The organism is Neoroseomonas soli (genome assembly GCF_018129065.1).
GTDB lineage: Bacteria > Pseudomonadota > Alphaproteobacteria > Acetobacterales > Acetobacteraceae > Neoroseomonas > Neoroseomonas soli.
This window is the reverse complement of the sequence record NZ_JAAEDM010000011.1, coordinates 60,093-83,426: the sequence shown is the minus strand read 5'-3', so window position 1 is coordinate 83,426 and position 23,334 is coordinate 60,093. Positions and strand designations below refer to the sequence as shown.

The 23,334-nt window shown below is 70.5% G+C and carries 21 protein-coding genes; 12 read left to right on the top strand and 9 right to left on the bottom strand.

Features of this window, described 5'->3' with window-relative positions; all coding sequences use genetic code 11:
• Window positions 1–193 precede the first annotated feature (193 nt).
• The 3 genes from GXW76_RS06730 to GXW76_RS06720 all read right to left on the bottom strand — a co-directional run bounded on the left by GXW76_RS06730 (window position 194) and on the right by GXW76_RS06720 (window position 3,098).
• Window positions 194–724 (bottom strand): DUF6973 domain-containing protein, encoded by a 531-nt coding sequence (locus GXW76_RS06730; protein ID WP_211861227.1) that lies wholly within the window; start codon window positions 722–724, stop codon window positions 194–196.
• A 390-nt stretch (window positions 725–1,114) separates the two neighbouring features.
• Window positions 1,115–2,551, bottom strand: a complete 1,437-nt coding sequence (glnA, locus tag GXW76_RS06725; RefSeq protein ID WP_211861226.1) for a type I glutamate--ammonia ligase — start codon at window positions 2,549–2,551, stop codon at window positions 1,115–1,117.
• Window positions 2,552–2,759: 208 nt separating this feature from the next.
• Window positions 2,760–3,098: a P-II family nitrogen regulator gene (locus GXW76_RS06720; RefSeq protein WP_211861225.1), complete on the bottom strand. Its 339-nt coding sequence runs from the start codon at window positions 3,096–3,098 to the stop codon at window positions 2,760–2,762.
• 357 nt (window positions 3,099–3,455) lie between these two features.
• Between GXW76_RS06720 and GXW76_RS06715 the strand changes: the two genes are divergently transcribed.
• Window positions 3,456–4,649 carry an aminotransferase gene (locus GXW76_RS06715; protein WP_211861224.1) on the top strand — a complete coding sequence of 398 codons (1,194 nt, stop codon included), beginning with the start codon at window positions 3,456–3,458 and terminating at the stop codon, window positions 4,647–4,649.
• 347 nt (window positions 4,650–4,996) lie between these two features.
• Entirely contained in the window at window positions 4,997–5,290 is a 294-nt protein-coding gene (locus tag GXW76_RS06710; protein ID WP_211861223.1) for a hypothetical protein, read from the top strand.
• Window positions 5,291–5,410: 120 nt separating this feature from the next.
• Here the strand turns inward: GXW76_RS06710 and GXW76_RS06705 are convergent, their stop codons facing one another.
• From GXW76_RS06705 to GXW76_RS06695, 3 genes are all read right to left on the bottom strand, one after another.
• Window positions 5,411–5,656: a DUF3297 family protein gene (locus GXW76_RS06705; RefSeq protein ID WP_211861222.1), complete on the bottom strand. Its 246-nt coding sequence runs from the start codon at window positions 5,654–5,656 to the stop codon at window positions 5,411–5,413.
• A gap of 126 nt (window positions 5,657–5,782) precedes the next feature.
• Window positions 5,783–7,234 (bottom strand): DUF1254 domain-containing protein, encoded by a 1,452-nt coding sequence (locus tag GXW76_RS06700; RefSeq protein WP_211861221.1) that lies wholly within the window; start codon window positions 7,232–7,234, stop codon window positions 5,783–5,785.
• A 228-nt stretch (window positions 7,235–7,462) separates the two neighbouring features.
• Window positions 7,463–9,610 carry a malate synthase G gene (locus GXW76_RS06695; RefSeq protein ID WP_211861220.1) on the bottom strand — a complete coding sequence of 716 codons (2,148 nt, stop codon included), beginning with the start codon at window positions 9,608–9,610 and terminating at the stop codon, window positions 7,463–7,465.
• 151 nt (window positions 9,611–9,761) lie between these two features.
• Between GXW76_RS06695 and GXW76_RS06690 the strand changes: the two genes are divergently transcribed.
• From GXW76_RS06690 to GXW76_RS06650, 9 genes are all read left to right on the top strand, one after another.
• The gene (locus GXW76_RS06690) at window positions 9,762–11,333 is read left to right on the top strand and encodes a gamma-glutamyltransferase (protein WP_211861219.1); all 1,572 of its coding nucleotides are present in this window, start codon (window positions 9,762–9,764) and stop codon (window positions 11,331–11,333) included.
• Window positions 11,334–11,414: 81 nt separating this feature from the next.
• Entirely contained in the window at window positions 11,415–13,877 is a 2,463-nt protein-coding gene (locus tag GXW76_RS06685; protein ID WP_211861218.1) for a methyl-accepting chemotaxis protein, read from the top strand.
• A gap of 128 nt (window positions 13,878–14,005) precedes the next feature.
• Window positions 14,006–14,383, top strand: coding sequence for a PilZ domain-containing protein (locus GXW76_RS06680; RefSeq protein WP_211861217.1), 378 nt, complete (start codon window positions 14,006–14,008; stop codon window positions 14,381–14,383).
• An 82-nt stretch (window positions 14,384–14,465) separates the two neighbouring features.
• Window positions 14,466–14,852 (top strand): hypothetical protein, encoded by a 387-nt coding sequence (locus GXW76_RS06675; RefSeq protein WP_211861216.1) that lies wholly within the window; start codon window positions 14,466–14,468, stop codon window positions 14,850–14,852.
• 248 nt (window positions 14,853–15,100) lie between these two features.
• Window positions 15,101–16,525: an amidase gene (locus tag GXW76_RS06670; RefSeq protein WP_211861215.1), complete on the top strand. Its 1,425-nt coding sequence runs from the start codon at window positions 15,101–15,103 to the stop codon at window positions 16,523–16,525.
• A 1-nt stretch (window position 16,526) separates the two neighbouring features.
• Entirely contained in the window at window positions 16,527–16,835 is a 309-nt protein-coding gene (locus GXW76_RS06665) for a zinc ribbon domain-containing protein YjdM (RefSeq protein ID WP_211861214.1), read from the top strand.
• A 24-nt stretch (window positions 16,836–16,859) separates the two neighbouring features.
• Window positions 16,860–17,735 (top strand): fumarylacetoacetate hydrolase family protein, encoded by an 876-nt coding sequence (locus GXW76_RS06660; protein WP_211861213.1) that lies wholly within the window; start codon window positions 16,860–16,862, stop codon window positions 17,733–17,735.
• Window positions 17,736–17,771: 36 nt separating this feature from the next.
• Window positions 17,772–18,743: a tripartite tricarboxylate transporter substrate binding protein gene (locus GXW76_RS06655; RefSeq protein WP_211861212.1), complete on the top strand. Its 972-nt coding sequence runs from the start codon at window positions 17,772–17,774 to the stop codon at window positions 18,741–18,743.
• Between the two features lie 170 nt (window positions 18,744–18,913).
• On the top strand, window positions 18,914–20,092 hold the full coding sequence (locus GXW76_RS06650; protein ID WP_211861211.1) for a M20 family metallopeptidase: 1,179 nt from the start codon (window positions 18,914–18,916) through the stop codon (window positions 20,090–20,092).
• Between the two features lie 154 nt (window positions 20,093–20,246).
• Here the strand turns inward: GXW76_RS06650 and GXW76_RS06645 are convergent, their stop codons facing one another.
• Window positions 20,247–21,215 carry a Bug family tripartite tricarboxylate transporter substrate binding protein gene (locus tag GXW76_RS06645; protein WP_211861210.1) on the bottom strand — a complete coding sequence of 323 codons (969 nt, stop codon included), beginning with the start codon at window positions 21,213–21,215 and terminating at the stop codon, window positions 20,247–20,249.
• Window positions 21,216–21,281: 66 nt separating this feature from the next.
• Window positions 21,282–22,250, bottom strand: coding sequence for a Bug family tripartite tricarboxylate transporter substrate binding protein (locus GXW76_RS06640; RefSeq protein WP_211861209.1), 969 nt, complete (start codon window positions 22,248–22,250; stop codon window positions 21,282–21,284).
• Window positions 22,251–22,371: 121 nt separating this feature from the next.
• Between GXW76_RS06640 and GXW76_RS06635 the strand changes: the two genes are divergently transcribed.
• Entirely contained in the window at window positions 22,372–22,818 is a 447-nt protein-coding gene (locus GXW76_RS06635; protein WP_211861208.1) for an acyl-CoA thioesterase, read from the top strand.
• A 3-nt stretch (window positions 22,819–22,821) separates the two neighbouring features.
• Here GXW76_RS06635 and GXW76_RS06630 read toward each other — a convergent pair whose 3' ends face one another.
• Entirely contained in the window at window positions 22,822–23,331 is a 510-nt protein-coding gene (locus tag GXW76_RS06630; RefSeq protein ID WP_211861207.1) for a TIGR00645 family protein, read from the bottom strand.
• Window positions 23,332–23,334 lie beyond the last annotated feature (3 nt).

Below are 23,334 nucleotides of genomic sequence, written 5' to 3'. Positions count from 1 at the left end.
GCTCCGCCCCTCTGGGACTCTCCCTCCAAAGGCGGAGAGTCCTTTGGACACCATCACGTGGAAGTTCCGCGCGGCGCGACCGAAATACCCGTCGCCGGGGCGCGCATCATACCCCCCGATCCCGATGAGGTCGGGGGTTCCAAGGGCCTAAAGCCCTTGGTGGGGGAGTATGAAGGGGCAAGGCCCCCTCAGGTCACCGCCCGAAGGTCAGCGACTTCGTCGGCACCAGCGCGTTGCCGTTGGCCTTGTCCACCACCCGCAGCCGCCCCTGCAGGAAGGCGTTCATCGTCGCCTCCTGCAGGTCGCCGTCGGATGCGGTCTTCATCCGCACGCCGATCTCGAGTCCGACGGCGTTGTTGAAGAGGTCCATTCGCGAGGCCGGCGAGCCCCATTCATCGTTCATCTCGTGCGCGACGAGCACCGTCAGCGCGTCCTCGTAGCCGAGGTCGCGCCCCAGCATCGCGGACAGGTAGCAGTGCCGCAGCGCATCGGCCGGCCCGGCGTTGCGCGAGGTGCTGGCGACCTTCTCGGCCTGGTCCGTCTCCATGCCCGAGGTGAAGGCATAGGAGACATTGCGCGACCAGCGCAGCGCCTCGTCCTTCGCCGCCAGCAGCTTCGGCAGCGCGGCGGCGTTCACCATGATGGTTCCGGCTTCGTAGACATTGGTGCCGGCATGCCGCAGCACGCCGTTCGCGACCTCCATGAGGTCGTCCATGAAGGACATGGTGATGCTCCCCTCGGCTGAGTTGTGATTGCCCGGGCCGCTGCGGCCCGGGATCGATGCATCGACACCTATGCGACCCGCGCCGCGGCCACCACGAAGAGCTTCACCGCCGCCTCACGCGATGCGATCTGGATCACGTCCGGCTTCGCGGAGGATGGCGCCGGCGCCGCTTGCGCCCCGGCATCCGCCGATCCGGATCGGCGTGCCCCACCGGCCGCGAACGGCGATTGCACCGTCGGGCCGCGGTGTCGGTCGTGCCAGCGGCAGGCCCCGAGGCGCTCGTGCCGTTCGCGCGCCGCCCCCGCCGGCCGGGAAGATGGAACCGCAACCAAAGGAAAGGCCCCGCAGGATCGCTCCGGCGGGGCCCCCCTTCGTCAGATCCGGGCGGGATCAGACGGAGTAGTACATCTCGAACTCGACCGGGTGCGGGGTCTGCTCGAACTTGTAGACCTCCTGCCACTTCAGCTCGATGTAGCTCTCGATCTGGTCCTTCGTGAACACGTCGCCGGCGAGCAGGAACTCGTGGTCGGCGGCCAGCGACTGCAGGGCCTCGCGCAGCGAGCCGCACACCGTCGGGATGCCCTTCAGCTCCTCCGGCGGCAGGTCGTACAGGTCCTTGTCCATGGCGTCGCCCGGATGGATCTTGTTCTTGATGCCATCGAGGCCGGCCATGAGCATCGCCGCGAATGCCAGGTACGGGTTCGCGCCCGGATCCGGGAAGCGCACCTCGACGCGCTTCGCCTTCGGGCTCGTCGCGTAGGGGATGCGGCAGGAGGCGGAGCGGTTGCGCGCCGAGTAGGCGAGCAGCACCGGCGCCTCGAAGCCCGGCACCAGCCGCTTGTAGGAATTGGTCAGCGGGTTGGTGAAGGCGTTCAGCGCCTTGGCGTGCTTGATGATGCCGCCGATGTAGTAGAGCGCAGTGTCGGACAGGTCCGCATAGCCATTGCCGGCGAAGACCGGCTTGCCGCCCTTCCAGATCGACTGGTGGACATGCATGCCCGAGCCGTTGTCGCCATAGACCGGCTTCGGCATGAAGGTCGCGGTCTTGCCGTAGCTGTGCGCGACGTTGTGCACGCAGTACTTGTAGATCTGCATGAAGTCGGCGTGCTGCACGAGCTGGCCGAACTTGGTGCCGAGCTCATGCTGGGACTGCGCCACCTCATGGTGGTGCTTCTCGATCGGCAGGCCCATCTCGCCCATGGTCGAGAGCATCTCGGCGCGGAGATCCTGCTCGCTGTCCACCGGCGGAACGGGGAAGTAGCCGCCCTTGAGGCCGGGGCGGTGGCCCATGTTGCCCTCGGGGTAGTCCTTCAGGCTGGCCTGCGGGCCCTCGATGCTGTCGAGCTGGTAGATGCCGTAGGTGCCGCCCGTGCCGAACTTCACGTTGTCGAAGATGAAGAACTCGGCTTCCGCGCCGACGAAGGCGGTGTCGCCGATGCCGGTGGACTTCAGGTATTCCTCGGCCTTCTTCGCCGTGCCGCGCGGATCGCGGCTGTAGCGCTGGCCGGTCGACGGCTCGTAGATGTCGCAGAACAGGATCATCTGCGGCTTGGCCGAGAAGGGATCCATCACCGCGGTGGCGGGGTCCGGCATGAGGATCATGTCGGACTCGTTGATCGCCTTCCAGCCGCCGATCGAGGAGCCATCGAACATGATGCCTTCCTCGAAGATCTCGGGCTCGATCGTCGAGACGTGCTGCGCGGTGTGGTGCCACTTGCCGCGCGGGTCCGTGAACCGGAAGTCCACGTACTCGACGCTGTGCTCCTTGATCATCTCCATCACCTTGGAGACGGCATCGCCTCCAGCGGCGGCGGGCTTCTTGGGCATGATGTGCGGTCCTGTTCCCTGACTGCGAAAACCCCGAAACTCAGTCCCGCGCCGCGGCTTCGGTGCCCCGCGGCGCGATCCGGCACCAGGCGCGCAGGCCCTGCGGCCGCGCCCCTGGCTGTTCCGGCCCGGTGGATGCGCGCAGCACCCGGCCCGGACCCCGCGCCGCCCCTCCGCCGAAGAGAGGGGCGGGCGGAAACCTCGCGGCCTAGACGGCTTCCTCGCCGCGCTCGCCGGTGCGGATGCGGATCACCTCCGCGATGTCGGACACGAAGATCTTGCCGTCGCCGATGCGCCCGGTGCGCGCGGCCTGCTGGATCGCCTCCACGGCGCGGTCCAGCATGTCGTCGCTGCACACGACCTCGATCTTCACCTTGGGCAGGAAGTCCACGACGTACTCGGCGCCGCGATAGAGCTCGGTGTGCCCCTTCTGCCGCCCGAAGCCCTTCGCCTCGATCACGGTCAGGCCCTGCAGGCCGATCTCGTGCAGCGCGTCCTTCACCTCGTCGAGCTTGAAGGGCTTGATGATGGCCTCGATCTTCTTCATCGGCTCCTGTCCCGCGGCCCTCGCGCCCTTGAAGGCGCTGCGGCCGGTCCCCCCGGTTTTGGTTCCCGGTCCGTTGTTGCCCGTGTGCAGCGTGTGCTGGACGCTGAGCCCCGCACGCGCCGGGTATTGCACGCAGCATGCCGGGCCAGCAATCACGGGGCATTGGGGAAAAACACCCTGCCAGGCATAGGGTTGATGAATTCGTGGGCGAACTGCCCAGGAATTGTGCCCAAGAATTAGGCGGTCTTGCGGGCGCGCGGCTTGCCCCACCCCGGAAGGGGCTCCATAACGCCATCCTCGCGACCGGCCGGCGCCGCCTGGCCGAATCACCCCCAGCAGGATACCGGGCCACGGCCGATGCAGCCGCAGAACGCTCTCCTCTCCGCCACCGGCACCACGATCTTCACGGTCATGTCGGCGCTCGCGAACCAGCACCAGGCGATCAACCTCGGCCAGGGCTTCCCCGACTATGACGGGCCGGAGGACGTGGTCCGCGCCGCGGCAGAGGCGCTGCTCGACGGCCGCAACCAGTATCCGCCGATGACCGGCCTGCCGGAACTGCGCAACGCCGTCGCCGCGCACAACAGGCGCTTCTACGGCCTGGAGGTGGACCCGAACGCCGAGGTCATCGTCACCTCCGGCGCCACCGAGGCGCTGACCGCCTGCCTGATGGCGGTGCTGAACCCCGGCGACGAATGCGTGCTGATCGAGCCGCTCTACGACACCTATCTTCCGGTGGTGAAGCTGCTCGGCGCGGTGCCGAAGCTCGTGCGCCTCTCGCCGCCGAACTGGGAATTGCCGCGCGCCGAACTCGCCGCCGCCTTCGGCCCGAAGACCAAGGCGATCCTGTTCAACTCGCCGATGAACCCGGCCGGCAAGGTGTTCACCGCGGCCGAGCTCGCCTTCCTCGCGGAACTGATCCAGCGCCACGACTGCTACGCGATCTGCGACGAGGTCTATGAGCACCTGACCTTCGACGGCTGGAAGCACATCCCGCTGATGACGCTGCCGGGCATGCGCGAGCGCTGCATGCGCATCGGGTCCGCCGGCAAGACCTTCAGCCTGACGGGGTGGAAGGTCGGCTACATCACGACCGACCGCGGCCTCGCGGCGAACGTCACCAAGGCGCACCAGAACCTGACCTTCACCACGCCGCCCAACCTGCAGCGCGCGGTGGCGGTGGGGCTGGCGAAGGACGACGCCTATTTCGCCGGCCTGTCCGCCCACCTGCAGCAGAAGCGCGACCGGCTGGGCGAGGGGCTGAAGCGCCTCGGCTTCGGGGTGCTGCAGACCCAGGGGACCTACTTCATCACCACCGATGTCCGGCCGCTCGGCTGGAACGGCGACGATGTCTCCTTCTGTCGGGCGCTGACGGAGGAGGCGAAGGTGACCGCCATTCCCGTCACCGCCTTCTATGCCAGCGAGAACGCGCCCAACCACTACGCGCGCTTTGCCTTCTGCAAGGGCGACGCGCTGCTGGACGAGGCGCTGGCGCGAATGGAGGCCTGGCTCGCCGCGCGGGGCGCCACACGGCGCGCCGCGGCCGGCTGAACCCCTCGGCGCCGGCGCGCCGGGCGGGCGGGGGAGGCGCGGGCGGCCGTCACGCCGCAGCGGCGCTGGAACTTCCCCCGGCGCCCGCGGGAGGCCGTCACGCCGGCCTGGGAGGCGATCGGACGGGGGGCGCGTTGCGCAGTCCCACCAACGCAGAAGTTGCATTGGATGACGAGGCGCGTTCGTGAATTCAGCGTTAATCTACCGCTTGTGGCTCAATTGCGGCGCGCACCGCAACATGTAGCGGTCGTCTCGAACTGTCTCAAAAATACGAATAGTTAATTGATTGCAAACACGCGTGTCGGTGTGCTTTGTTTCTCGCGATGATTGCAGCGAGGGCAGGCACCATGTCGGATGCGGGAAGTTTCGGCCGGCGCAGCGTCCAGGCCATCTACGAGAAGGCGCCGACGGCGGATGATGGTCGTCTGGCGGTTGCGCTCGGCATCATCGCCATCCTCATGGGCTTCGGCGCGATCGGAGCCGGGATCTGGCTCGCCTACGGCGACGCCGTCTGGATGCTGACCCTGCCCGGCGGGCTGCCGGCGACCGAATCGCAGACGGTCAGCGTCTACCTGGTCGCCTGCGGTGCCCTGACGATGATTCTCGGCGCCCTCAGCATCTACAAGTCGCAGGACATGTGAGGACCGCCCGGCCGCTTGGGGGAGCGGCCGCGAGGCGGCACATGGATGCTGCGGCTGACCAAGGGCCGGGCGCGCCGTCGCCCGGCCCTTTTCCTTGCGCCGGGGCGTGGCGCGCGGGCGCTACTTCGGTTCGTCGCGCAGGTAGGGTTCGACCGGGCCGGTCAGCTTCATCGTCAGCGGCCGGCCGCGCCGGTCCACCGCCTTGCCCAGGCTGACCCGCACCCAGCCTTCGGAGACGCAGTACTCCTCGACATTCGTCTTCTCCTGCCCGCGGAACCGGATGCCGATGCCGCGCTGCAGCAGGTCCTCGTTGAAATAGGGGCTGGAAGGGTCGGTGGAGAGCCTGTCGGGGAGGGTGTCGGGCATGGTCGCTACCTTTGCGCGGTTCGGCCGAACGGCCGGCCTGGTGGGCGCCCGGGGTAGGGCAGCGATCGCAGGATGCCAAGGACAAGAAAGCGGGGGGCGGGAAGGTCCTGCCCTCCCGGCCGCCCTTCAGGCTCGCACCACCTGCGGCGGGTACCAGCTTCCGTCGATCACCGAAAAGGCCGGCGGCTCCATCGGCCAATAGAGCCGGAACATCAGTACGAAGCCGTCCCGCGGCGCCGGCAGCCAGTTCGCCCGGCGATCCGGCCCGGGATCATCGGCCTGGATCAGCAGGTCCGTCGAGCCATCGCCATTCGGCTTCAACTCGCTGCGCGAACTCAGCGTGTAGCGGTTGAGCGGATTGTCCACGAAGAAGAACTGCGAAGTGTACATCGTCAGCGACCAGAACCCGCGCGCCGGGGGCCGCTGCCCCGGCGGGAAGCGCAGCACGTAGCGGTTGGCGCCGTCCAGCTTCTGCCCGGCCGCGTCGAATTCCGTGAAAGGATAGACCGCATCGTGCGGCCGGTTCGCGCCGAGCCCGACCGCGGTGACGTAGGCGCGGTTCAGGTAGTTGGTGCCGTACTGCCCCGTCTCGGTAAGGACGAACCAGTTGTTGGTCTGCCGCGCCCGTGCCTCGCTGGTGCGGATGCGTCCCATGATTGCCGCCTGGCCGGCGCGTGGCGCGCCATCCACCGCGCGGCGCACCGCCTGCGGCGCGCGTGCCGCCTGGAAGGGCCTGCCCGGCACGATCCCGATGCGCGCCATCCGGGCCACCATCGGCGCATCGGCCGCGACCGGCGGGTTCGCGCCCATGAGGTCCGCGAGCATGCGGAAGTAGTCGGCGCCGCTCAGCCGGTCCACTTGGTCGCGCACCCCGGTCCGCGTGTCGATCGCCGGATCGACGCGCCCCTCCGGCGGCGCATAGGCCCGCCCCCAGCTCGAAAGCGGCTGCAACTTCATCCGGTCCTGGATCGCGTGCACCGCCGCATAGTCCTCCGGCGTGCCGGTGCAATAGACGCGGCCGAGGATCCACAGCATGTCCGTCGTCGAGCGCACCACCGGGATGCCAGGCGGCGTCGCGCCGCGGAATTTCGGCCCCGCGAGGACATAGGTCTGCGCCTGGTGCCCCGTGGTGCGCGTGCCCGCCGAGGCGATCACGCTCGTCCAGCCGTCCAGCATCGGCATCAGGTAGTAGCGATCGGGCATCTCCGGCCAGGACACCACCCAGGGCTCCGCGCCGAGATCCAGCCAGGCCGTGCAGTAGAGCGTATCCGCGTTGGGCGCCGTCACGTCGCGGAAAGCGGCGGTGGGATAGGCGCGGGACATGTGGAACTGCCCCATCGGCGCCCGGCCGACATGGGCCGTCGCGTTCGGCACGTTGGTCGAGGCGCGCCGCGTCATCTCCATGGTCACCAGCGGGTAGCCGAAGACATAGGCCTCGCTGGCGATGCGCGCGGCCTCGGCCTCGCTCGGCGCCGCGCCCTGCGCGAGGGCCGGCGTGGCCACCGTGGCGGCGGGCAGGGCAAGGGCGAGGCGGCGGGAAAGCCGGGCGGCGGAAGCGGGTGCAGCAAAGGCGGTCATGGCGTGTGACATCGCTCCTGACGTTTCGGACCCGGCCCGACCTTATCCCGCATCCCTTCGGCCCGAACAAGCAAGAGCCCGACGGCCGCACGTCACGCGGTGGTGAGTGCGGCACGTCTCCGTTCCGCCCTTGCTAGCGGCAAGCGCTCCCCTTTATAGGAAAAATTACCCAACCAATCCTCGCGAAGCCTTCCCAGGCCCTGAAGTGCCAGAGTGCCGGGCGGGTCTTCACCCCGCCGCCTTGGCCTCCCGCCGCCGCCGCGTCAGCACGAATTCCGTGTAGCCGTTCGGCTGCTTCGCGCCTTCGAACACCAGGTCGCACGCCGCCCTGAAGGCCGGCCCGTCGAATTTCGGCGCCATCGGCACATAGGCGGGGTCGTCGGCATTCTGCCGGTCCACCACGGCGGCCATGCGCTTCATCGTCTCCATCACCTGGGCGGAGGTCACCACCTCATGCCGCAGCCAGTTGGCGATGTGCTGGGAGGAGATGCGCAGCGTCGCGCGGTCCTCCATCAGCCCGACATCGTTGATGTCCGGCACCTTGGAGCACCCCACGCCCTGGTCCACCCAGCGCACGACATAGCCCAGGATACCCTGCGCGTTGTTGTCGAGTTCCGCCTGCACGTCGGCCGGCGACCAGTTGGTGTCGCGCGCCAGCGGCACGGTGAGGATGTCGTCCAGCGTCGCGCGGCGGCCGCCCTTGGCCAGTTCGTCCTGCCGCGCGGCGACGTCCACCTCGTGGTAGTGCAGCGCATGCAGCGTCGCGGCGGTGGGGGAGGGCACCCAGGCCGTGTTCGCGCCGGCCTTCGGGTGGCCCACCTTCTGCTCGAGCATCGCGGCCATCATGTCGGGCATCGCCCACATTCCCTTGCCGATCTGCGCGCGCCCGCGCAGGCCGCACATCAGGCCGGTGTCCACGTTCCAGTCCTCGTAGGACCTGATCCAGGGCTGCGCCTTCATGTCGTTCTTGCGCACGACCGCGCCGGCTTCCATCGAGGTGTGGATCTCGTCGCCCGTGCGGTCGAGGAAGCCGGTGTTGATGAACACCACGCGATCCTTCGCCGCGGCGATGCAGGACTTGAGGTTGATGGTGGTGCGCCGCTCCTCGTCCATGATGCCCATCTTAAGCGTGGCGCGCTTCAGGCCGAGCGCGTCCTCCACGCGGGCGAAGAGCGTATCCGCCCAGGCCACTTCCTCCGGCCCGTGCATCTTCGGCTTCACGATGTAGACGGACCCGGCGCGCGAGTTCATCCGCTTGCCGCGGATGTCGTGCAGCGCGATCGCGACGGTGCACATCGCGTCGAGGATCGTCTCCGGGATCTCATGGCCGTCCAGCGTCGCGGCGTCGGTCATCATGTGATGGCCGACATTGCGCACCAGCATCACCGACCGCCCGTGCAGCGTCATCGCGCCGCCCGAGGGCTTCTGGAAGATGCGGTCGGCGGCGAGCCGCCGCGTCATCACCTTCCCGTCCTTCTCGAACTCGGCCGTCAGGTCGCCCCGCATCAGCCCAAGCCAGCAGCGATAGACGTCGACCTTGTCTCCGGCATCCACGGCGGCGACGGAATCCTCGCAGTCCTGGATGGTGGTCAGCGCCGCCTCCAGCACCACGTCGCAGATGCCGGCGGCATCCGTCTTCCCGATCGGATGCGCGCGGTCGAACTTCACCTCGATGTGCAGCCCGTTGTTCACGAACAGCAGCGAGGACGGCGCGTGCGCGTCACCCAGGAAACCCACGCACTGCCCCGGCCGCGCCAGGCCGACCTTCGTGCCGTCCTTGAGCGAGACCTCGAGCGCGCCGGCCTCGAGCCGGTAGCCGGTGGCGTCCGCGTGGCTGCCACGCGCGAGCGGCACGGCCCCATCCAGCACCGCGCGGGCACGGGCGATCACCTTCGCGCCGCGCGCCGGGTCGTAGCCCTTCGCCTTCGGCCCCTCCTGCGGGATCGCGTCGGTGCCGTAGAGCGCGTCATAGAGCGAGCCCCAGCGCGCATTGGCCGCGTTGAGCGCGTAGCGCGCGTTCGACACCGGCACCACGAGCTGCGGCCCCGCCAGCGATGCGATCTCCGCGTCCACGTCGGTGGTGCCGACCTTCACCTCGGCCGGCTCCGGCAGCAGGTAGCCGATCTCCTTGAGGAAGGCGGTATAGGCCGCGATGTCCACGGGCTTCGCCGGATGCGCGCGGTGCCAGGTATCGATCTTCGCCTGCAGCTCGTCCCGCTTCTTCAGCAACGCGGCATTGGCCGGCGCCAGTTCGCGCAGGATCCGCTCGAATGCTTCCCAGAAGCGCGCGGGCTCGACGCCGGTGCCCGGCAGCGCCTCGGCCTCCATGAAGGCCTTGAGGACCGGAGCGACGACGAGACCCTTTGTTGCGGCCATGGCAAGCTCTCCTGAAGGCGCGGCGGTCCTCGCGGAGCGCCGATTTCCTTCGGGCTTCCTAGGAGGAAAGCCGCCCCGGGGCAAACGGGGGTTGCCCGGCGGGCGCCCTGGCGCGAGGGTGCCGGCCTCGCATTTCCGGAAGGACGCCATCATGGCCTGGACGCCGCCCCCGCATGTCTCGCAGCACTGGCAGGTCACCAAGCCGGGGGCGACGGGGCGCCGGGGCATGATCGCCTCCCAGGCGCGCGACGCGGCCGAGGCCGGCATCGCGATTCTCGAGGAAGGCGGCACCGCGGCCGACGCCGCCGTCGCCACCGCCTTCGCGCTGGCCGTCGTCGAACCCTGGAACTCGGGCCTCGGCGGCATCGGCTTCACCCAGGTCATGACCCCGGGCGGGGAGGCTCAGACCTTCGATTTCGGCCCCGTCTCCCCGCAGCGCCTCGATCCGTCCGCCTATCCGCTGACCGGCACGATGAAGGCGGACCTCTTCACCTGGCCGGAAGTGGTCGGCGACCGCAACATCCACGGCCCGTTGTCCTTCGTCATCCCGTCCTCGGTCGCGGGCTATGCGGAACTGCACGCGCGCCACGGCAGGCTGCCGCTCTCGGTGGTGCTGGCGCCGGCGATCGCGCTCGCGAAGCGCGGGCTGTCGCAGGACTGGTTCACCACGCTGAAGGTCGCCAACAGCGCCTCGGTGCTGCGCCTCTACGAGGAAAGCGCGCGCATCTACCTGCCGAACGGCCTGCCGCCCGTGCCGCCCTACCAGGGCAGCCCCGGCTTCTTCACCCAGGGCAAGCTCGCCGAGACGATCGAGCGCCTGGCCCATGCCGGCCTGCGCGACTTCTACGAGGGCGAGGTCGCGGGTGAACTCCTCGCCGACTTCCGCGACATGGGTTCCCCGATCAGTGCCGCCGACCTCCTCGGCTGCCACGCCGTGGTGAAGCCGGCGCTCGAGGTCGAATGGCGCGGCAAGCGGCTGATGCTCGCCAACGGCCTGACCGCCGCGCCGACGCTCGCGCGCGTGCTGAACGGCATGCGCGACGCCGACTTCTCCGGCGCCGCGCCGTCCGCCGCCTGGTATGCGCATCTCGCCCGTTCCATGCGGGAGGCCTATGCGGAACGCCTCGCCGGCCTCGGCGACGCGGAGCCGCAGGGGGCCGATTCCTGCACCACCCACCTGACCGTCTGCGACAAGGACGGGATGATGGTCGCGATGACGACTACGCTGCTGTCGAGCATGGGCAGCCGCGTCGTGCTGCCGCGCTCGGGCGTGCTGATGAACAACGGCGTCATGTGGTTCGACCCGCGGCCGGGCAGCGCCAATGCCATCGCGCCGTCGAAGCGCCCGCTGTGCAACATGTGCCCCGTCATCGCCGCCGAGGGCGACGCGCCGGTCATCGGCATGGGCGCCTCGGGCGGGCGGCGCATCATGGCGGCGGTGTTCCAGTTGCTCTCCTTCGTCGCGGATTTCGGCATGGGCCCGGAAGCCGCCGCACATCATCCGCGGCTCGACGTCTCGGGACCGGAAGGGGTGACGGCGGATCGCCGCCTCGGCGCCGAGACGATCGCCGCGCTGGCGAAGGACGCCGAGGTGACCGAGGTGGAGCACGCCGTGCTGCCGGTGAACTTCGCCTGCCCGAACCTCATCCGCATCGGCGCCGACGGCACGCGCGAGGGCATCACCGATGTGCTGAGCCCCTGGAGCGCCGCACTCGCCCAGTGACCGCCGGGCGCATCACGCTTCCTTAAGCGCCCCCGCGATACCTCCCGCCTGAGCCGAATCAGGGCGAGAGGTATTGCTGGCATGCGCGTGAACGAGCCGGTCATCGACCAGGAGATCGAGGTTCCGTCCGGGGAGGTCCTCGTCTCCCGCACCGACACCGGCGGGCGGGTCGTCTTCGCCAATGCGGCCTTCGCGCGCATCAGCGGCTTCGGGGAGAAGGAACTCCTCGGCGCGCCGCACAACATCGTGCGCCACCCCGACATGCCGCCGGAGGCCTTCGCCGACCTCTGGGCGTGCATCAAAGCGGGCCGCCCCTGGGACGGGCTGGTGAAGAACCGGGCGAAGTCGGGCGCCTTCTACTGGGTGCGCGCCAACGTGACGCCGGTGGAGGAAGCCGGCGCGGTCACCGGCTACATCTCCATCCGCAGTCGCCCGACAGCGGAGGAGAAGGCCGCCGCCGGCACCGCCTACGCCGCCATCCGTGCGGGGCGCGGCCAAGGCATCGGCCTGCGCGACGGCGAACTGGTGCGCACCGGCTGGCGCGCCCGGTTCGCGGAATGGCGGGGCAGCGTGACGATACGCGTCGGCGCCGCGCTCGCCGCGGCGGTGCTCGCCTCGGCCGGTGCCGGCCTGGTCGCGCTGGCCGGCATGCGCGATAGCAACGAAGCGCTGCGCGTGGTGTACGAGCAGCACACCGCGCCTGCCGCGCGACTGACCGACGCGCTGGACCTGCTGCGCGACAATGGCGCGCAACTCGCCATGATCCCGGCCGAGCTGCGCGGCGGCCATCCGGCGGCCGAGCGGCTGCGCAGGATCCGCGACCAGGTGGGCCACGTCAGCGCCGCCTGGGAGGGCTACGCCGCGCTGCCGCGCCCCGCCGAGGAACACGCCGCGGCCGCGCGCTTCCTCACCGCCCGCGAGGCCTGGATGCGGGACGGGCTGGCGCCCGCCCTGCGCCTCGCGGAGGCGGGCGACGCGCAGGCGCTCGAGGCGCATATGCGCGACCGTGGCCTGCCGCTCATCACCCCCACGGTCGGCGCGCTGCGCGAGATCCTGGAGCGCCAGCTCCGGGCCGCCGGCGAGGCCCATGCCAGCGCGCGGGCGAACCTCACCGCCCGTGCCTGGCAGGCGGCGATGGTGGCGCTGCTCGCCATGCTGGTGGCGGCGTTCTGCGCCTGGCGCGCGGTCCTCGCCGTCCGGCGCCCGGTCGCGGCGCTCGAGGAACAATTGCTCGCGGTCGCCGCGCGCGACTACGGGCGCCCACTGGCGCCCCCGTCGGCGCGCGAATTCCATCGCGTTTTCTCATTGCAGCGCATGCTGCGCGCGCGCCTCGCCTTCGCCGATGCCGAACGCGCCGCGCGCGAGCGCCAGGCCGCCGAGGAACGCCGCCGCGCGATCGGCGAGCTGGCCGGCACGGTCGAGGCGGAATCCCGCGGCGCGGTGGACACCGTCGCCGCGCGCACCGGCAGCATCGCCGCCGAGACCGAGGCCATGGCCGCCATCGCGGCACGCCTGTCCGAGCGCGCGGACGGCATGGCAGGCGTCTCCTCCGACGCGCGCGACGCGGTCGAGGCCGTGGCCGCCGCGGCCGAGGAACTCGCCGCCTCGATCCACGAGATCACCGCCCAGGCCGCGCGCACCGGGGAGATCACCCGCCGCGCCGTCTCCGGCGGGGAGGCCGCCGAGCAGGCGATCCGCCACCTGAGCGAGACGGTCGGCCGCATCGGAGAGGTCGTGCACCTGATCCGCGCCGTCGCCGGCCAGACCAACCTTCTCGCGCTGAATGCCACCATCGAGGCGGCCCGCGCCGGGGAGGCAGGGAAGGGCTTCGCCGTGGTGGCGGGGGAAGTGAAGAACCTCGCCGGCCAGACCGCCCGCAGCACGGAGGAGATCGGCCGCCAGATCGCCGAGATCCAGGGCAGCACCGAGGCCGCGGTCGCCGCCGTGGCCGGCATCGGCGGCATGATCGCCGAGATCGCCGAGGCCGCCGGCGCCATCGCCGCGGCGATGGAGCAGCAGGCGGCGGTGACCCAGGAGATCGCCCGCAACGTGGCGCAGAGCGGCCAGGCCGTGCGCCGCATGAGCGACGAGGCCGAGGCGGTTTCCACCGCGGCGCGGGAAGCGGGGGTGCGCGCGGAAGGCGTCAGCGGCACCACCGCCGCGGTCAACGCCGACGTCGAGGCGCTGCAGGGCAAGCTCGTCGAGGTGGTGCGGACCTCCGTCGCCGAGGCGGACCGGCGCCTGTCGCAGCACTTCGCCGTCAGGGCGGCGTGCCGCGTCGAGCTCGCATCCGGCGTGCAGGAGGGACGACTGGTCAGCGTCTCGGCGCATGGCGCGCTGGTCGCGGGGCTTTCGGGCGTGCAGGAAGGGCAGGCGCTAGTGCTGGTGCTGCCCGACCATCGCGGATTGCGGCTGCGCGCGGAGGCGCGCGCGCTCGGCCTGAACGGCATCCACATCGAGATCGACGCTGCGGATGACGGCTTGGCCTGGCAGGCCGCCATCACCGCCATGCGGCGCGAGGAGGGTTCGCGCGCGGCCGCCTGAACGCCGCGGCGAGCGGGGGTTGCGCCCGTCCGCCCGCCGCAGCGCCCGGATTGGTGAATGCCGTCGTGCGGCGATGGGCGCTACCGTTCCGCAATCCCGCCTTGCGGGGTCGATTCGGGGAAAGAGCGATGCCGGCTGGCGACAATGATGCGCAACCCGAGCCGGACGAGGCAGCGCCGGACGGCGGCGCGGCCGACAGCATCGCCGCCGCGCTCGACGAGCGCCGCGATGGCCCGCGCTTCCCTCTGCGCGAGAACTGCACCGTCTTCGCGGGTGCGCACGTCCATCACGCCTCGGTGCGCGACGTGTCGGCGGGCGGCGCGATGCTGCACGGCGTCCGCGGCGTGGCCGCGGGCGACCTGATCCACATCCGCCTGGCGCGGCGGCCGGACTGGTCAATCGGCGCGCGCGTCCGTGGCGTCAGCCTGATCGGCGTGCATGTCGCGATCGACGGCGCCGGGGACCAGGCGATCTGGCGCGAGGCGCTGAAGGACGTGCTCGGCTGAGTGGCGTCGCAGGCTTCCGTTAAGGGGCCTCCGGTAGCCTTGCTGCCATCCCGCCGCGTGACGGGACGGAGACCGAAGCCGAATGTTCGCCGCACACGACCTCGCCCTGCTTGCCCCCACCACGCGCGAGCGGCGTCCGGAATCCGGGGAGCCCGGCCAGGCGAGTGCCGCGCCGCGCCTGCATCCGGTGGCCGAGCCCTGCACCCTGCATTCGGCGAACGGCCGGGTGCGCGACGGCATGGTGCGCCATGCCGGGCCGGCCGGCGCGGTGGTGGCCGGCGTCGGCGGCCTCGGACTGGGGCAGGAGGTCGTGCTGGTGCTGCCACGGCGCGGCGGTCTGCGAATGCGCGCGCGCGTCGCGGGCCTCGGCGTGATGGGCCTGCTGCTCGATCTGCTGCCCGCCGATTGCGGGCCCGACTGGCGTCGGGCACTGCTCGGCATGACGGAGCCGGGCTGGGGCACGGCCTGATCCGCCTGGTCGCCCGGTTCCCGCCTTTGGATGCGGTCAGCCGGCCGATGGCACCGGGGATGTCCCAGGCGCTCGGACAGGCCGTTGTGATGGGGAACCTCCCCCGCCTTTCGGAAACCGACCCCCGAGACCAGTCCCCAAGCGACAAGGAAGGTTGGGGGGCTCGGGGGGAAGTCCCCTTCCCCCCGTTCTTCTCCACAGCCCCGGCCTGACTTGAACGGCACGGGGCAGGGGGACATGGTGGCCCGATGTCCGACACCGATCCCGCGCTGATGTCCGCCGAGGCGCTCCTCGGCCTCTACGCCCGCCGTGCCCTGTCGCCGGTCGAGGCGCTGAAGGCCGTGATGGAGCGCGTCGCCCGCTACAACCCCTGGGTCAACGCATTCGCCGCGATGAACCCCCGCGCCCTGCAGGCGGCCGGGGAGAGCGAGGCGCGCTGGGCCGCCGGCCGCCCGATCGGCCCGCTGGACGGCGTGCCCGCGACGGTGAAGGACCTGCTGAACATGGCCGGCTTCCCGACTCGCCGCGGCAGCCGCAGCACCGATACGACAGCGGCCACCGAGGACGCGCCGGCCGTCATCGGGCTGAAGGAATCGGGTGCCGTCATCCTCGGCAAGACGACGACGACCGAGTTCGGCTGGAAGACGCCGGGCGACTGTCCGCTCAACGGCATCACCCGCAACCCATGGAACCCGCAGCGCACGCCGGGGGGGTCCTCCTCCGGCGCGGGCGCGGCCGGGGCAGCCTGCTTCGGGCCGCTGCACATCGGCACGGATGCGGGCGGGTCTATCCGTATCCCGGCGGCCTATTGCGGGCTCGTGGGCATGAAGCCGACCTTCGGGCGCATCCCGCAATGGCCGCTCGGTGCCTTCGGGCATGTGGCGGCGGCGGGGCCGATGACGCGCACGGTGCGCGATGCGGCGCTGATGTTCTCGGCCATGGCGCGCTTCGACCTGCGCGATCCCTATTGCCTGCCGGATGAGCCGCGCGACTGGCGCAACGGCATCGAGGACGGCGTCGCCGGAATGCGCATCGCCGTGGTGCGGCGCATGGGCTTCGAGCCACCGCTCGACGCGGATGGCGATGCGGTGCTGGCAGGTGCGGCACAGATGCTGGCCGACCAGGGCGCCATCGTGGAGGAAGCCGATCCCGGCCTGCCCGACACCCGCGCCATTTTCGGCCGGGTCTGGGGCGTGGCGCTCTCCCGCGTCGTCGCGACCATCCCGGAGGAGAAGCGCGAACTGCTCGACCCCGGCATCCTGGAGGTCGCACGCAAGGAAGGCAGCATGTCGGCGGTGGATTATCTCGCCGCCGAGGCGATGCGCCTGGAGGCGGCGCACGCCATGGCGCGCTTCCACCAGCGCTACGACCTGGTGCTGACCGCCTGCACGCCGACCGCCGCCTTCGCCGCCGACCAGCCGACGATCAAGCCGGCCGAGGCGCTGTGGCGCGACTGGGCGCCCTGGACCTTCGCCTTCAACCTGACCCGCCAGCCGGCAATCTCCGTGCCGGTGGCGATCGATGGCGAGGGCATGCCGCGCGCCGTGCAGGTGGTCGCGGCGCTCTATCGCGACGACCTGGCCTTCCGCGGCGCGCGGGCGCTGGAGCGCGCAGCGACGCTGCCGCTCGCGGATGCCGACGCGGCAGCGGCGCAGCACAGGTGCGGGGGCTGACATGAGCGGTACGAACGACGACTACGTCTATGACGAAGCGACCGGCGAATGGCGGCCGGCGTCGGAGGTGGCCGCCGCCGCGGCCGAGGCCGCCAAGGTCGTGGTGCGCGACGCGGCGGGCAATGTCCTGGCCGACGGCGATTCCGTCACCCTCATCAAGGACCTGAAGGTGAAGGGGACCAGCCAGACCCTGAAGCAGGGCACCGTCATCCGGTCGATCCGCCTGACGGAGAATCCCGAGGAGATCGACTGCCGCCACGATACGATCAAGGGCCTGGTGCTGCGCACGGAATTCGTGCGCAAGCGCTGAACGGCGGGAAGGGGGGATACCGCGATGCGGCTGGTAACGTTCAGGGACGCGCGGGGCACGCGCATCGGCGCGCTGGATGAGGCAGGGAAGGTGCTCGACCTCCTCGCCGCCGACGTCGCGCTGCCGCGCGACATGCTCGGGCTGATCGCCGGCGGGGATGCGGCCCTCGCCGCTGCGCGTGCCGCGGAGGACAAGGCGCCGGTGGCCGAGGGCGCCGTCATCCTCGCCCCCATCCCGCGCCCGGTGAAGAACATCTTCTGCGTCGGCAAGAACTACCACGAGCACGCGAAGGAGTTCGCTTCCTCCGGCTTCGACGCGACGGCGAAGGAAGTGGTGCCCGAGGCGCCGGTCGTCTTCAGCAAGCCGCCCACCAGCGTGATCGGGCCGCACGACCCGATCCCCTCCTTCCTCGATTCGTCGAACAGCACGGATTACGAGGGCGAGATCGCCGTCGTCATCGGCAAGGGCGGCCGCGGCATCCAGGAAGCCGACGCCTACGCGCATGTCTTCGGCTACACCATCGTCAACGACGTCACCGCGCGCACGCTGCAGCACAGGCACCGGCAGTGGATCCTGGGGAAGGGGATCGACGGCTTCTGCCCGATGGGGCCGGCGATCGTCACCGCCGATGCCGCCGGCATGCCGCCGCGGCTCGCCATCTCCACCTGGGTGAACGGCGAGCTGCGCCAGCGCGCCACCATCAACGACCTGATCTTCGGCATCCCGACGCTGATCGCGACGATCAGCGCGGCGATCACGCTCGAGCCCGGCGACATCATCGCCACCGGCACGCCGGCCGGCGTCGGCATCGGCTTCGCCCCGCCGAAATTCCTCAAGCCGGGCGACAAGGTGCGCATCGAGGTGCCTGGCATCGGCGTGCTGGAGAACCCCGTCGCGTGACCTGACACCAACGACACCAACCGGGAGGAAACAAGAATGAAGCGTCGCGTCCTGATCGGCTCAGCCGCCGCGGCTGCCCTTGCGCGCGGGGCCAAGGCGCAGGAGGCATTTCCCGCGCGCCCCGTCACCATGGTCGTCGCCTTCCCGCCGGGCGGGCAGGCCGATGTGGTGGCGCGGCCCGTCGCCGCGGCGCTGGAGCGCATCTGGCGCGTTGCCGTGCCCATCGTGAACCGCGGCGGCGCCGCTGGCGCCATCGGCAACGCCTATGCCGCGCGGGCGACGCCGGATGGCTATACGCTGCTGATGGCGCTCTCCTCCATGGCGCTGCTGCCGGAAGCGGCGCGCGTGAACGGCCGGGAGCCGACCTATGCGCCGGAGATGCTGACGCCGATCGCGCTGTTCTCCGCCGATCCGACCGTGCTCGTCGTGCCCGCGTCGAGCCCGATCCGCACGCTCGAGCAGTTCATCGCCGACGTGAAGGCGCGGCCGGGGCAGGTGTCGTATTCCTCCGCGGGCAATTACTCGGCGCTGCACGTGCCGATGGCGCAGCTCAGCCAGGCGGCGGGGCTCGACATGCTGCACGTGCCCTTCCAGGGGGGCGGGCCGGCGCTGACGGCGCTGCTCGGCGGCCAGGTGCAGTGCCTGGCGTCAGGTCCGGGACCGATCGCGCCGCATATCCGCAGCGGCGCGCTGCGCCCGCTGGCCACCTGGGGCCGCACGCGGCTCGCGGGCTTCGAGGATGTGCCGACGCTGATCGAGAAGGGCTTCCCCGACTGCGAGTTCTACATCTGGGTCGGCCTCTTCGCGCCCACCGGCACGCCGGCGCCGGTCATCGCGCGCATCCGCGACGCATCGCGACAGGCCGCACAGGACGCCGAATTCCGCCGGGCCATGGCGGCGAGCGGCAATACCCTGGACCATCGTGACGGGGAGGCGTTCCTGCGCTTCTATAACGAGGATGCGGCGCGGCTCGTGCGGGTGGTGCGGGCGCTGGGGAAGATCGAGTGAAGGGCAGGGGGACGGGAACTTCCCCCCGCACCCCCCAACCTTCTTTGTCACTTGGGGACTGACTTCGGAGGTCGGTCTCCAAACGACAATGAAGGGGGAGGTTCTCCTCACCCGCCCTCTTTGCGCGCGCCGCATTGAATGCGACCTTCCGGCCGGCAAGGAGAACCCGCATGAGCACCGAAGCGCAGATCACCGCCTGGCTGGCATCGCAGAAGGACGCGATGCTCGCCGAACTGGCCGAGATGGTGAACACCGACGGCGGTTCCTACGACAAGCCGGGCGTGGACCGCACCGGCGCCCAGGTGAAGCGCTTCCTCGAATCCCACGGCATCGCGACCGAAACGCTGCCGCAGCAGAAGCACGGCGACTGCATCCGCGGCATCGTCGAGGGCGGCCATTCCCTCGGCACCGGCAACCAGCGCAGCAACATCGTGCTGATGGGCCATCGCGACACGGTCTTCCCGAAGGGCGAACCGGAGCGCCGCCCCTTCCGCATCGAGAACGGCATCGCCTACGGCCCCGGCGTCGCGGACATGAAGGCCGGCATCGTGATGAACATGTTCGTCCTCGCCGCCTTCCGGAAGTTCGGCGGCGCGCCGGGCCCGCTCGTCGGGCTCTTCACCGGCGACGAGGAGATCGGCAGCCCCGAAGGCCGCCCCGTCATCGAGGCCGAGGCGAAGAACGCCCGCGTCGTCTTCAACAGCGAGCCGGGCCGCGCCTCCGGCAATGTGGTGAAGGCGCGCAAGGGCGGCGTCTTCTCCGTCGTGGACATCGAGGGCAAGGCCGCGCATTCGGGCGGCAATTTCGAGGCCGGCATCAGCGCCATCGGGGAGGCCGCGCACAAGATCGTCGCCATCCACGCGCTGACCGACCTCAAGCGCGGCATCACGCTGAATGTCGGCCTGATCCAGGGCGGCCAGTCGGTGAACACCACCGCGCCGAACTGCCAGTTCCAGATCGACCTGCGCTATGTCGAGCCCGCCGACCGCGACGAGATCATGGGCAGGATCCACGACATCGTCGCGCGCGCCTACGTGCCCGGCACCAAGGCCGCGCTGACGGTCAAGGGGGAGTTCCTGCCGCTCAATCCCACGCCCGCCTCGGATCGCGTCTTCAAGGTCTATCAGGCGGCGGCGGCGGACAGCGGGCTGAAGGTGGAAGGCGAGTTCACCGGCGGCTGCGCCGATTCCGGCTTCACGGCGGCCCTGGGCGCGCCGACGCTCTGCGCCGTCGGCCCCGTGGGCGGCAAGGCCCACAGCCCGGAGGAATACCTGGAAGTGGAGAGCTTCGTGCCGCGGGCGCAGGCGATGGCGCGCGCGATCCTGCGGCTGGAGCAGACGGGGCTTTGAGGAAGGCGGGGAGGACGGAACTTCTCCCCCGGACCTCCTCCACCTTCTCCCTGACGTGGCTTCTCCGGGAGGCCGAGACTATCTCAGAAGTCGGCTCCCAAGTGACAAAGCGAAGCCATGGGGCGCGGGGGAAGGTTCTCCTTCCCCCTCCGCTTCAGCCCCTCCAGGGTCTCACCTGCCAAAGCCGCTTCAGGTTGTCATCCACCTGCTGCGCGAAGGCCTTGTAGTCCGACCCGATCAACGGCCGCAGCGGCATGAATTGGCGTTCGGCTTCGCGCCGGAAGCCCTCGTCGTTGATCGCGTTGCGGAAGGCCGCTTCCAGCCGCGCGACCACCGGCGCCGGCATCCCGGGCGGAGCGACGATGCCGCGGCTCGCGCCGGCGATGACGTCGAAACCGAGTTCGCGGAACGTCGGCACGTCGCCCGCTTCCGGCTGCCGCCGCGCGGCGGCCTGGGCGAGGATGCGCAGCTTCCCCTCCCGCTTCAGCTGGATCGCGTCGTTCACGTTGATCGCCGCGAGGTCCATGTTGCCGCCGAGCAGTTGCGGGATCAGCGGCGCCGCGCCCGCGAAGGGCACATGGACCAGCGGTTGCAGCCCGGCCGCGGCCTCGAAGGCCAGCATGAACAGGTGGTCGTCGCTGCCGATGCCCGTGGTGCCGTAGGTGATCTGCCCCGGCCGCGCCTTCGCCGCGTTCACCACGTCCTGCAACGAGCGGAACGGGCTGTCGGCGCGCACGTAGAAGCAGTTCGCATCCTCGACGATGTTGCAGAGGAAGGTGAAGTCCATCGCCCGGTAGCGCACCTGGCGCTCGAGCGGGATGGCGTTGTGCGCCGGGATCGTCGTCGCACCCAGCACGTAGCCGTCGGCGGGCGAGTTGAAGGTCGCCTCGAGCCCGATCTGTCCCGCCGCACCCGTGCGGTTCACCACCACTGGCCGGAAGCCCGGGATCTGCGCCGCGACCAGCGGCATGACCAGCCGCGTCATCACGTCCACGCCGCCGCCGGCAGGGAAGGGAACGATGATCTCCACCGGCTTGTCGGCGGGCCAGACGGCCTGTGCGCGGAGCGGGACGGGCGCAGCAAGCACCCCCGCCCCGGCAAGCAGGGCGCGACGCGTGGTCATGAGGTGGTTCCTCCCAGATTCGTTGGGGGGAAGGCTAGGCGGCGCGCGAACGTCGCCGCAAGGTTTTCAGCGCCGCCAGGGCCGCCGTGCGAACATGGCGCGCACGGTCTCGCCTTCGGCCAGGACCATGTCGCGATACTCTCGGCCGACCAGCGGGCGTAGCGGCAGCGAGACGCGCTCGGCGTCGCGGACGAAGTTCGGGTCGGCGAAGGTCGCGGCGAAGGCGGCCTCCATGGCGCGCGCGGCTTCGGGCGGGAAGCCGGGCGGGGCGACGATGCCGCGGGCGGACCCGATCACCACGTCGAAGCCTTGCTCGCGGAAGGTCGGCACGTCGGGCGCCGCGGACCAGCGCGCGGGCGATGCCTGCCCGAGGCAGCGGATCTTGCCTTCCCGCATCAGCACGATGCCCTCGCTCATGTTGAAGGAGGCGACGTTGACCGAACCGCCGAGCAGGTCCCGCTGCACCTGCGCCGTGCCGTTGAAGGGCGCGTGCAGGGCGCGGATATCCGCCTTCTCCTCGAGCCCCAGCAGCACCAGGTGGTCGTCCGAGCCGACGCCAGCCGCGCTGCCGACCGAAAGGCTTTCCGGGTTCCGCTTCAGCGCCGCCACGAGGTCGCCGAGCGAGCGCAGCGGCGAATTCGCCAGCACCCAGAGCCCGCAGGCATCGTCCACGATATTGGCGATGTAGGTGTATTCCTCCGCCTTCCAGCGCACCGGCCGCTCCAGCGGCAGGGTCGAGACATTCAGGCTGCCGATCGCCCCGATCGTGTAGCCGTCCGGCGCGGCGTTGAAGATCGCCTCCATGCCCAGTTGCCCCGAGGCGCCCGGCCGGTTGCTGACGACGAAGCGCACGCCGGGCAGGCGCGGCGTGATCTGGTGCGTGGCGAAGCGCCCGACGGCATCGACGCCGCCACCGGGCGGGAAGGGGACGATGACCTCGATCGGCCGATCCGCCGGCCACGCGGCCTGCGCCGGACGGATGAATGGCAGCGAGAGGCCGAGCCCGGCCAGCGGCAGGTGACGGCGAGAGATCATGGCGCTTCCCCGTATGTCGTTGCGGGAAGCCTCGCCGCTGTTCGCCCGCCGATCAAGCGCCGGCTTTCCCCGGGCGCCGGCACGCCGCACAATCCGCCCCACACACGGCAGGGACGGCACCATGGACGCGACACTGCGCGAAGGCTTCGAGGTCGAGGGCCAATGGGCCCTCTGGCAGGAACACACCATCCGCTGGGCGGAATGCGACATCTACGCCCACGTCAATCACGCCGCCTACCTGACGCTGTTCGAGGACATGCGAATCGCCTGGTGGCTCGGCGCCGGCGGCACCTTCGCCCCCGACGCGCCGGGCCCGGTGGTGGGCTCGCTGGAGGTGAAGTACCACCGCCCCGGCCATTTCCAGGACAAGGTGCTGCTGACGGCGCGCACGGCGTCCTTCCGCCGTTCGTCCTTCGTCCACCAGTACGGCATGTGGCGCGACGGGCTGCTGTGCTCGGCGCGCGCGCTCTGCGTCGTGGTGGACAATGCCACGGGGAAGAAGGCCGAGATCCCCGACGCGATGCGCCGCCTGATGGCCGAGCGCGACGGCGCGGTGGCCGAGGTGTGACGCTCAGTCCGCCATCTGCTTGGCCCGGGCGGCGAACCAATCCGCCAGGGCCATGAGCAGGTAGCCGGCCAGGAAGACGAGGTTGATCACCACCAGCCAGAAGAGCTGCGACTCGCTGACCGTATCCTCGAGCTTCATCAGCGCCTTCAGCATCGTCACGCCCGAGATCGCGGCCATGGCGGCGAAGAGCTTCTTCTTCAGCCCGCCGAAATCCACCTGCGTCATCCATTCCGGCCAGGTGCGCTCGCCCGCCTGGTCGAGGCGCGAGACGAGGTTCTCGTAGCCCGAGAACAGCACCACGACCACCAGCCCCGCCATCAGGGTCAGGTCCACCATCGAGAGGACCTTCACGATCGCCTGGTGCTCGCTGTAGCTCGTGGCGTTGCTCACCGCGGACCACAGCTCGCGCAGGAAGGCGACGAACAGCGTGCCGAGCGCGACCACGAGCCCGAGGTAGAAGGGCACCAGCGCCCAGCGGCTGACCGCGATGACCCGCTCGATGAGCCGCTCCATCGC

Excerpts from the sequence above, each read along its gene's own strand:
- GXW76_RS06720 (WP_211861225.1), bottom strand. The coding sequence starts at position 3,098 with ATGAAGAAGATCGAGGCCATCATCAAGCCCTTCAAGCTCGACGAGGTG.
- GXW76_RS06670 (WP_211861215.1), top strand. The coding sequence starts at position 15,101 with ATGTCCGACACCGATCCCGCGCTGATGTCCGCCGAGGCGCTCCTCGGC.
- GXW76_RS06650 (WP_211861211.1), top strand. The coding sequence starts at position 18,914 with ATGAGCACCGAAGCGCAGATCACCGCCTGGCTGGCATCGCAGAAGGAC.
- GXW76_RS06695 (WP_211861220.1), bottom strand. The coding sequence starts at position 9,610 with ATGGCCGCAACAAAGGGTCTCGTCGTCGCTCCGGTCCTCAAGGCCTTC.
- GXW76_RS06685 (WP_211861218.1), top strand. The coding sequence starts at position 11,415 with ATGCGCGTGAACGAGCCGGTCATCGACCAGGAGATCGAGGTTCCGTCC.
- glnA (WP_211861226.1), bottom strand. The coding sequence starts at position 2,551 with ATGCCCAAGAAGCCCGCCGCCGCTGGAGGCGATGCCGTCTCCAAGGTG.
- GXW76_RS06630 (WP_211861207.1), bottom strand. The coding sequence starts at position 23,331 with ATGGAGCGGCTCATCGAGCGGGTCATCGCGGTCAGCCGCTGGGCGCTG.
- GXW76_RS06690 (WP_211861219.1), top strand. The coding sequence starts at position 9,762 with ATGGCCTGGACGCCGCCCCCGCATGTCTCGCAGCACTGGCAGGTCACC.
- GXW76_RS06640 (WP_211861209.1), bottom strand. The coding sequence starts at position 22,250 with ATGATCTCTCGCCGTCACCTGCCGCTGGCCGGGCTCGGCCTCTCGCTG.
- GXW76_RS06675 (WP_211861216.1), top strand. The coding sequence starts at position 14,466 with ATGTTCGCCGCACACGACCTCGCCCTGCTTGCCCCCACCACGCGCGAG.
- GXW76_RS06700 (WP_211861221.1), bottom strand. The coding sequence starts at position 7,234 with ATGACCGCCTTTGCTGCACCCGCTTCCGCCGCCCGGCTTTCCCGCCGC.
- GXW76_RS06665 (WP_211861214.1), top strand. The coding sequence starts at position 16,527 with ATGAGCGGTACGAACGACGACTACGTCTATGACGAAGCGACCGGCGAA.
- GXW76_RS06660 (WP_211861213.1), top strand. The coding sequence starts at position 16,860 with ATGCGGCTGGTAACGTTCAGGGACGCGCGGGGCACGCGCATCGGCGCG.
- GXW76_RS06715 (WP_211861224.1), top strand. The coding sequence starts at position 3,456 with ATGCAGCCGCAGAACGCTCTCCTCTCCGCCACCGGCACCACGATCTTC.
- GXW76_RS06635 (WP_211861208.1), top strand. The coding sequence starts at position 22,372 with ATGGACGCGACACTGCGCGAAGGCTTCGAGGTCGAGGGCCAATGGGCC.
- GXW76_RS06655 (WP_211861212.1), top strand. The coding sequence starts at position 17,772 with ATGAAGCGTCGCGTCCTGATCGGCTCAGCCGCCGCGGCTGCCCTTGCG.
- GXW76_RS06645 (WP_211861210.1), bottom strand. The coding sequence starts at position 21,215 with ATGACCACGCGTCGCGCCCTGCTTGCCGGGGCGGGGGTGCTTGCTGCG.
- GXW76_RS06680 (WP_211861217.1), top strand. The coding sequence starts at position 14,006 with ATGCCGGCTGGCGACAATGATGCGCAACCCGAGCCGGACGAGGCAGCG.
- GXW76_RS06705 (WP_211861222.1), bottom strand. The coding sequence starts at position 5,656 with ATGCCCGACACCCTCCCCGACAGGCTCTCCACCGACCCTTCCAGCCCC.
- GXW76_RS06730 (WP_211861227.1), bottom strand. The coding sequence starts at position 724 with ATGTCCTTCATGGACGACCTCATGGAGGTCGCGAACGGCGTGCTGCGG.
- GXW76_RS06710 (WP_211861223.1), top strand. The coding sequence starts at position 4,997 with ATGTCGGATGCGGGAAGTTTCGGCCGGCGCAGCGTCCAGGCCATCTAC.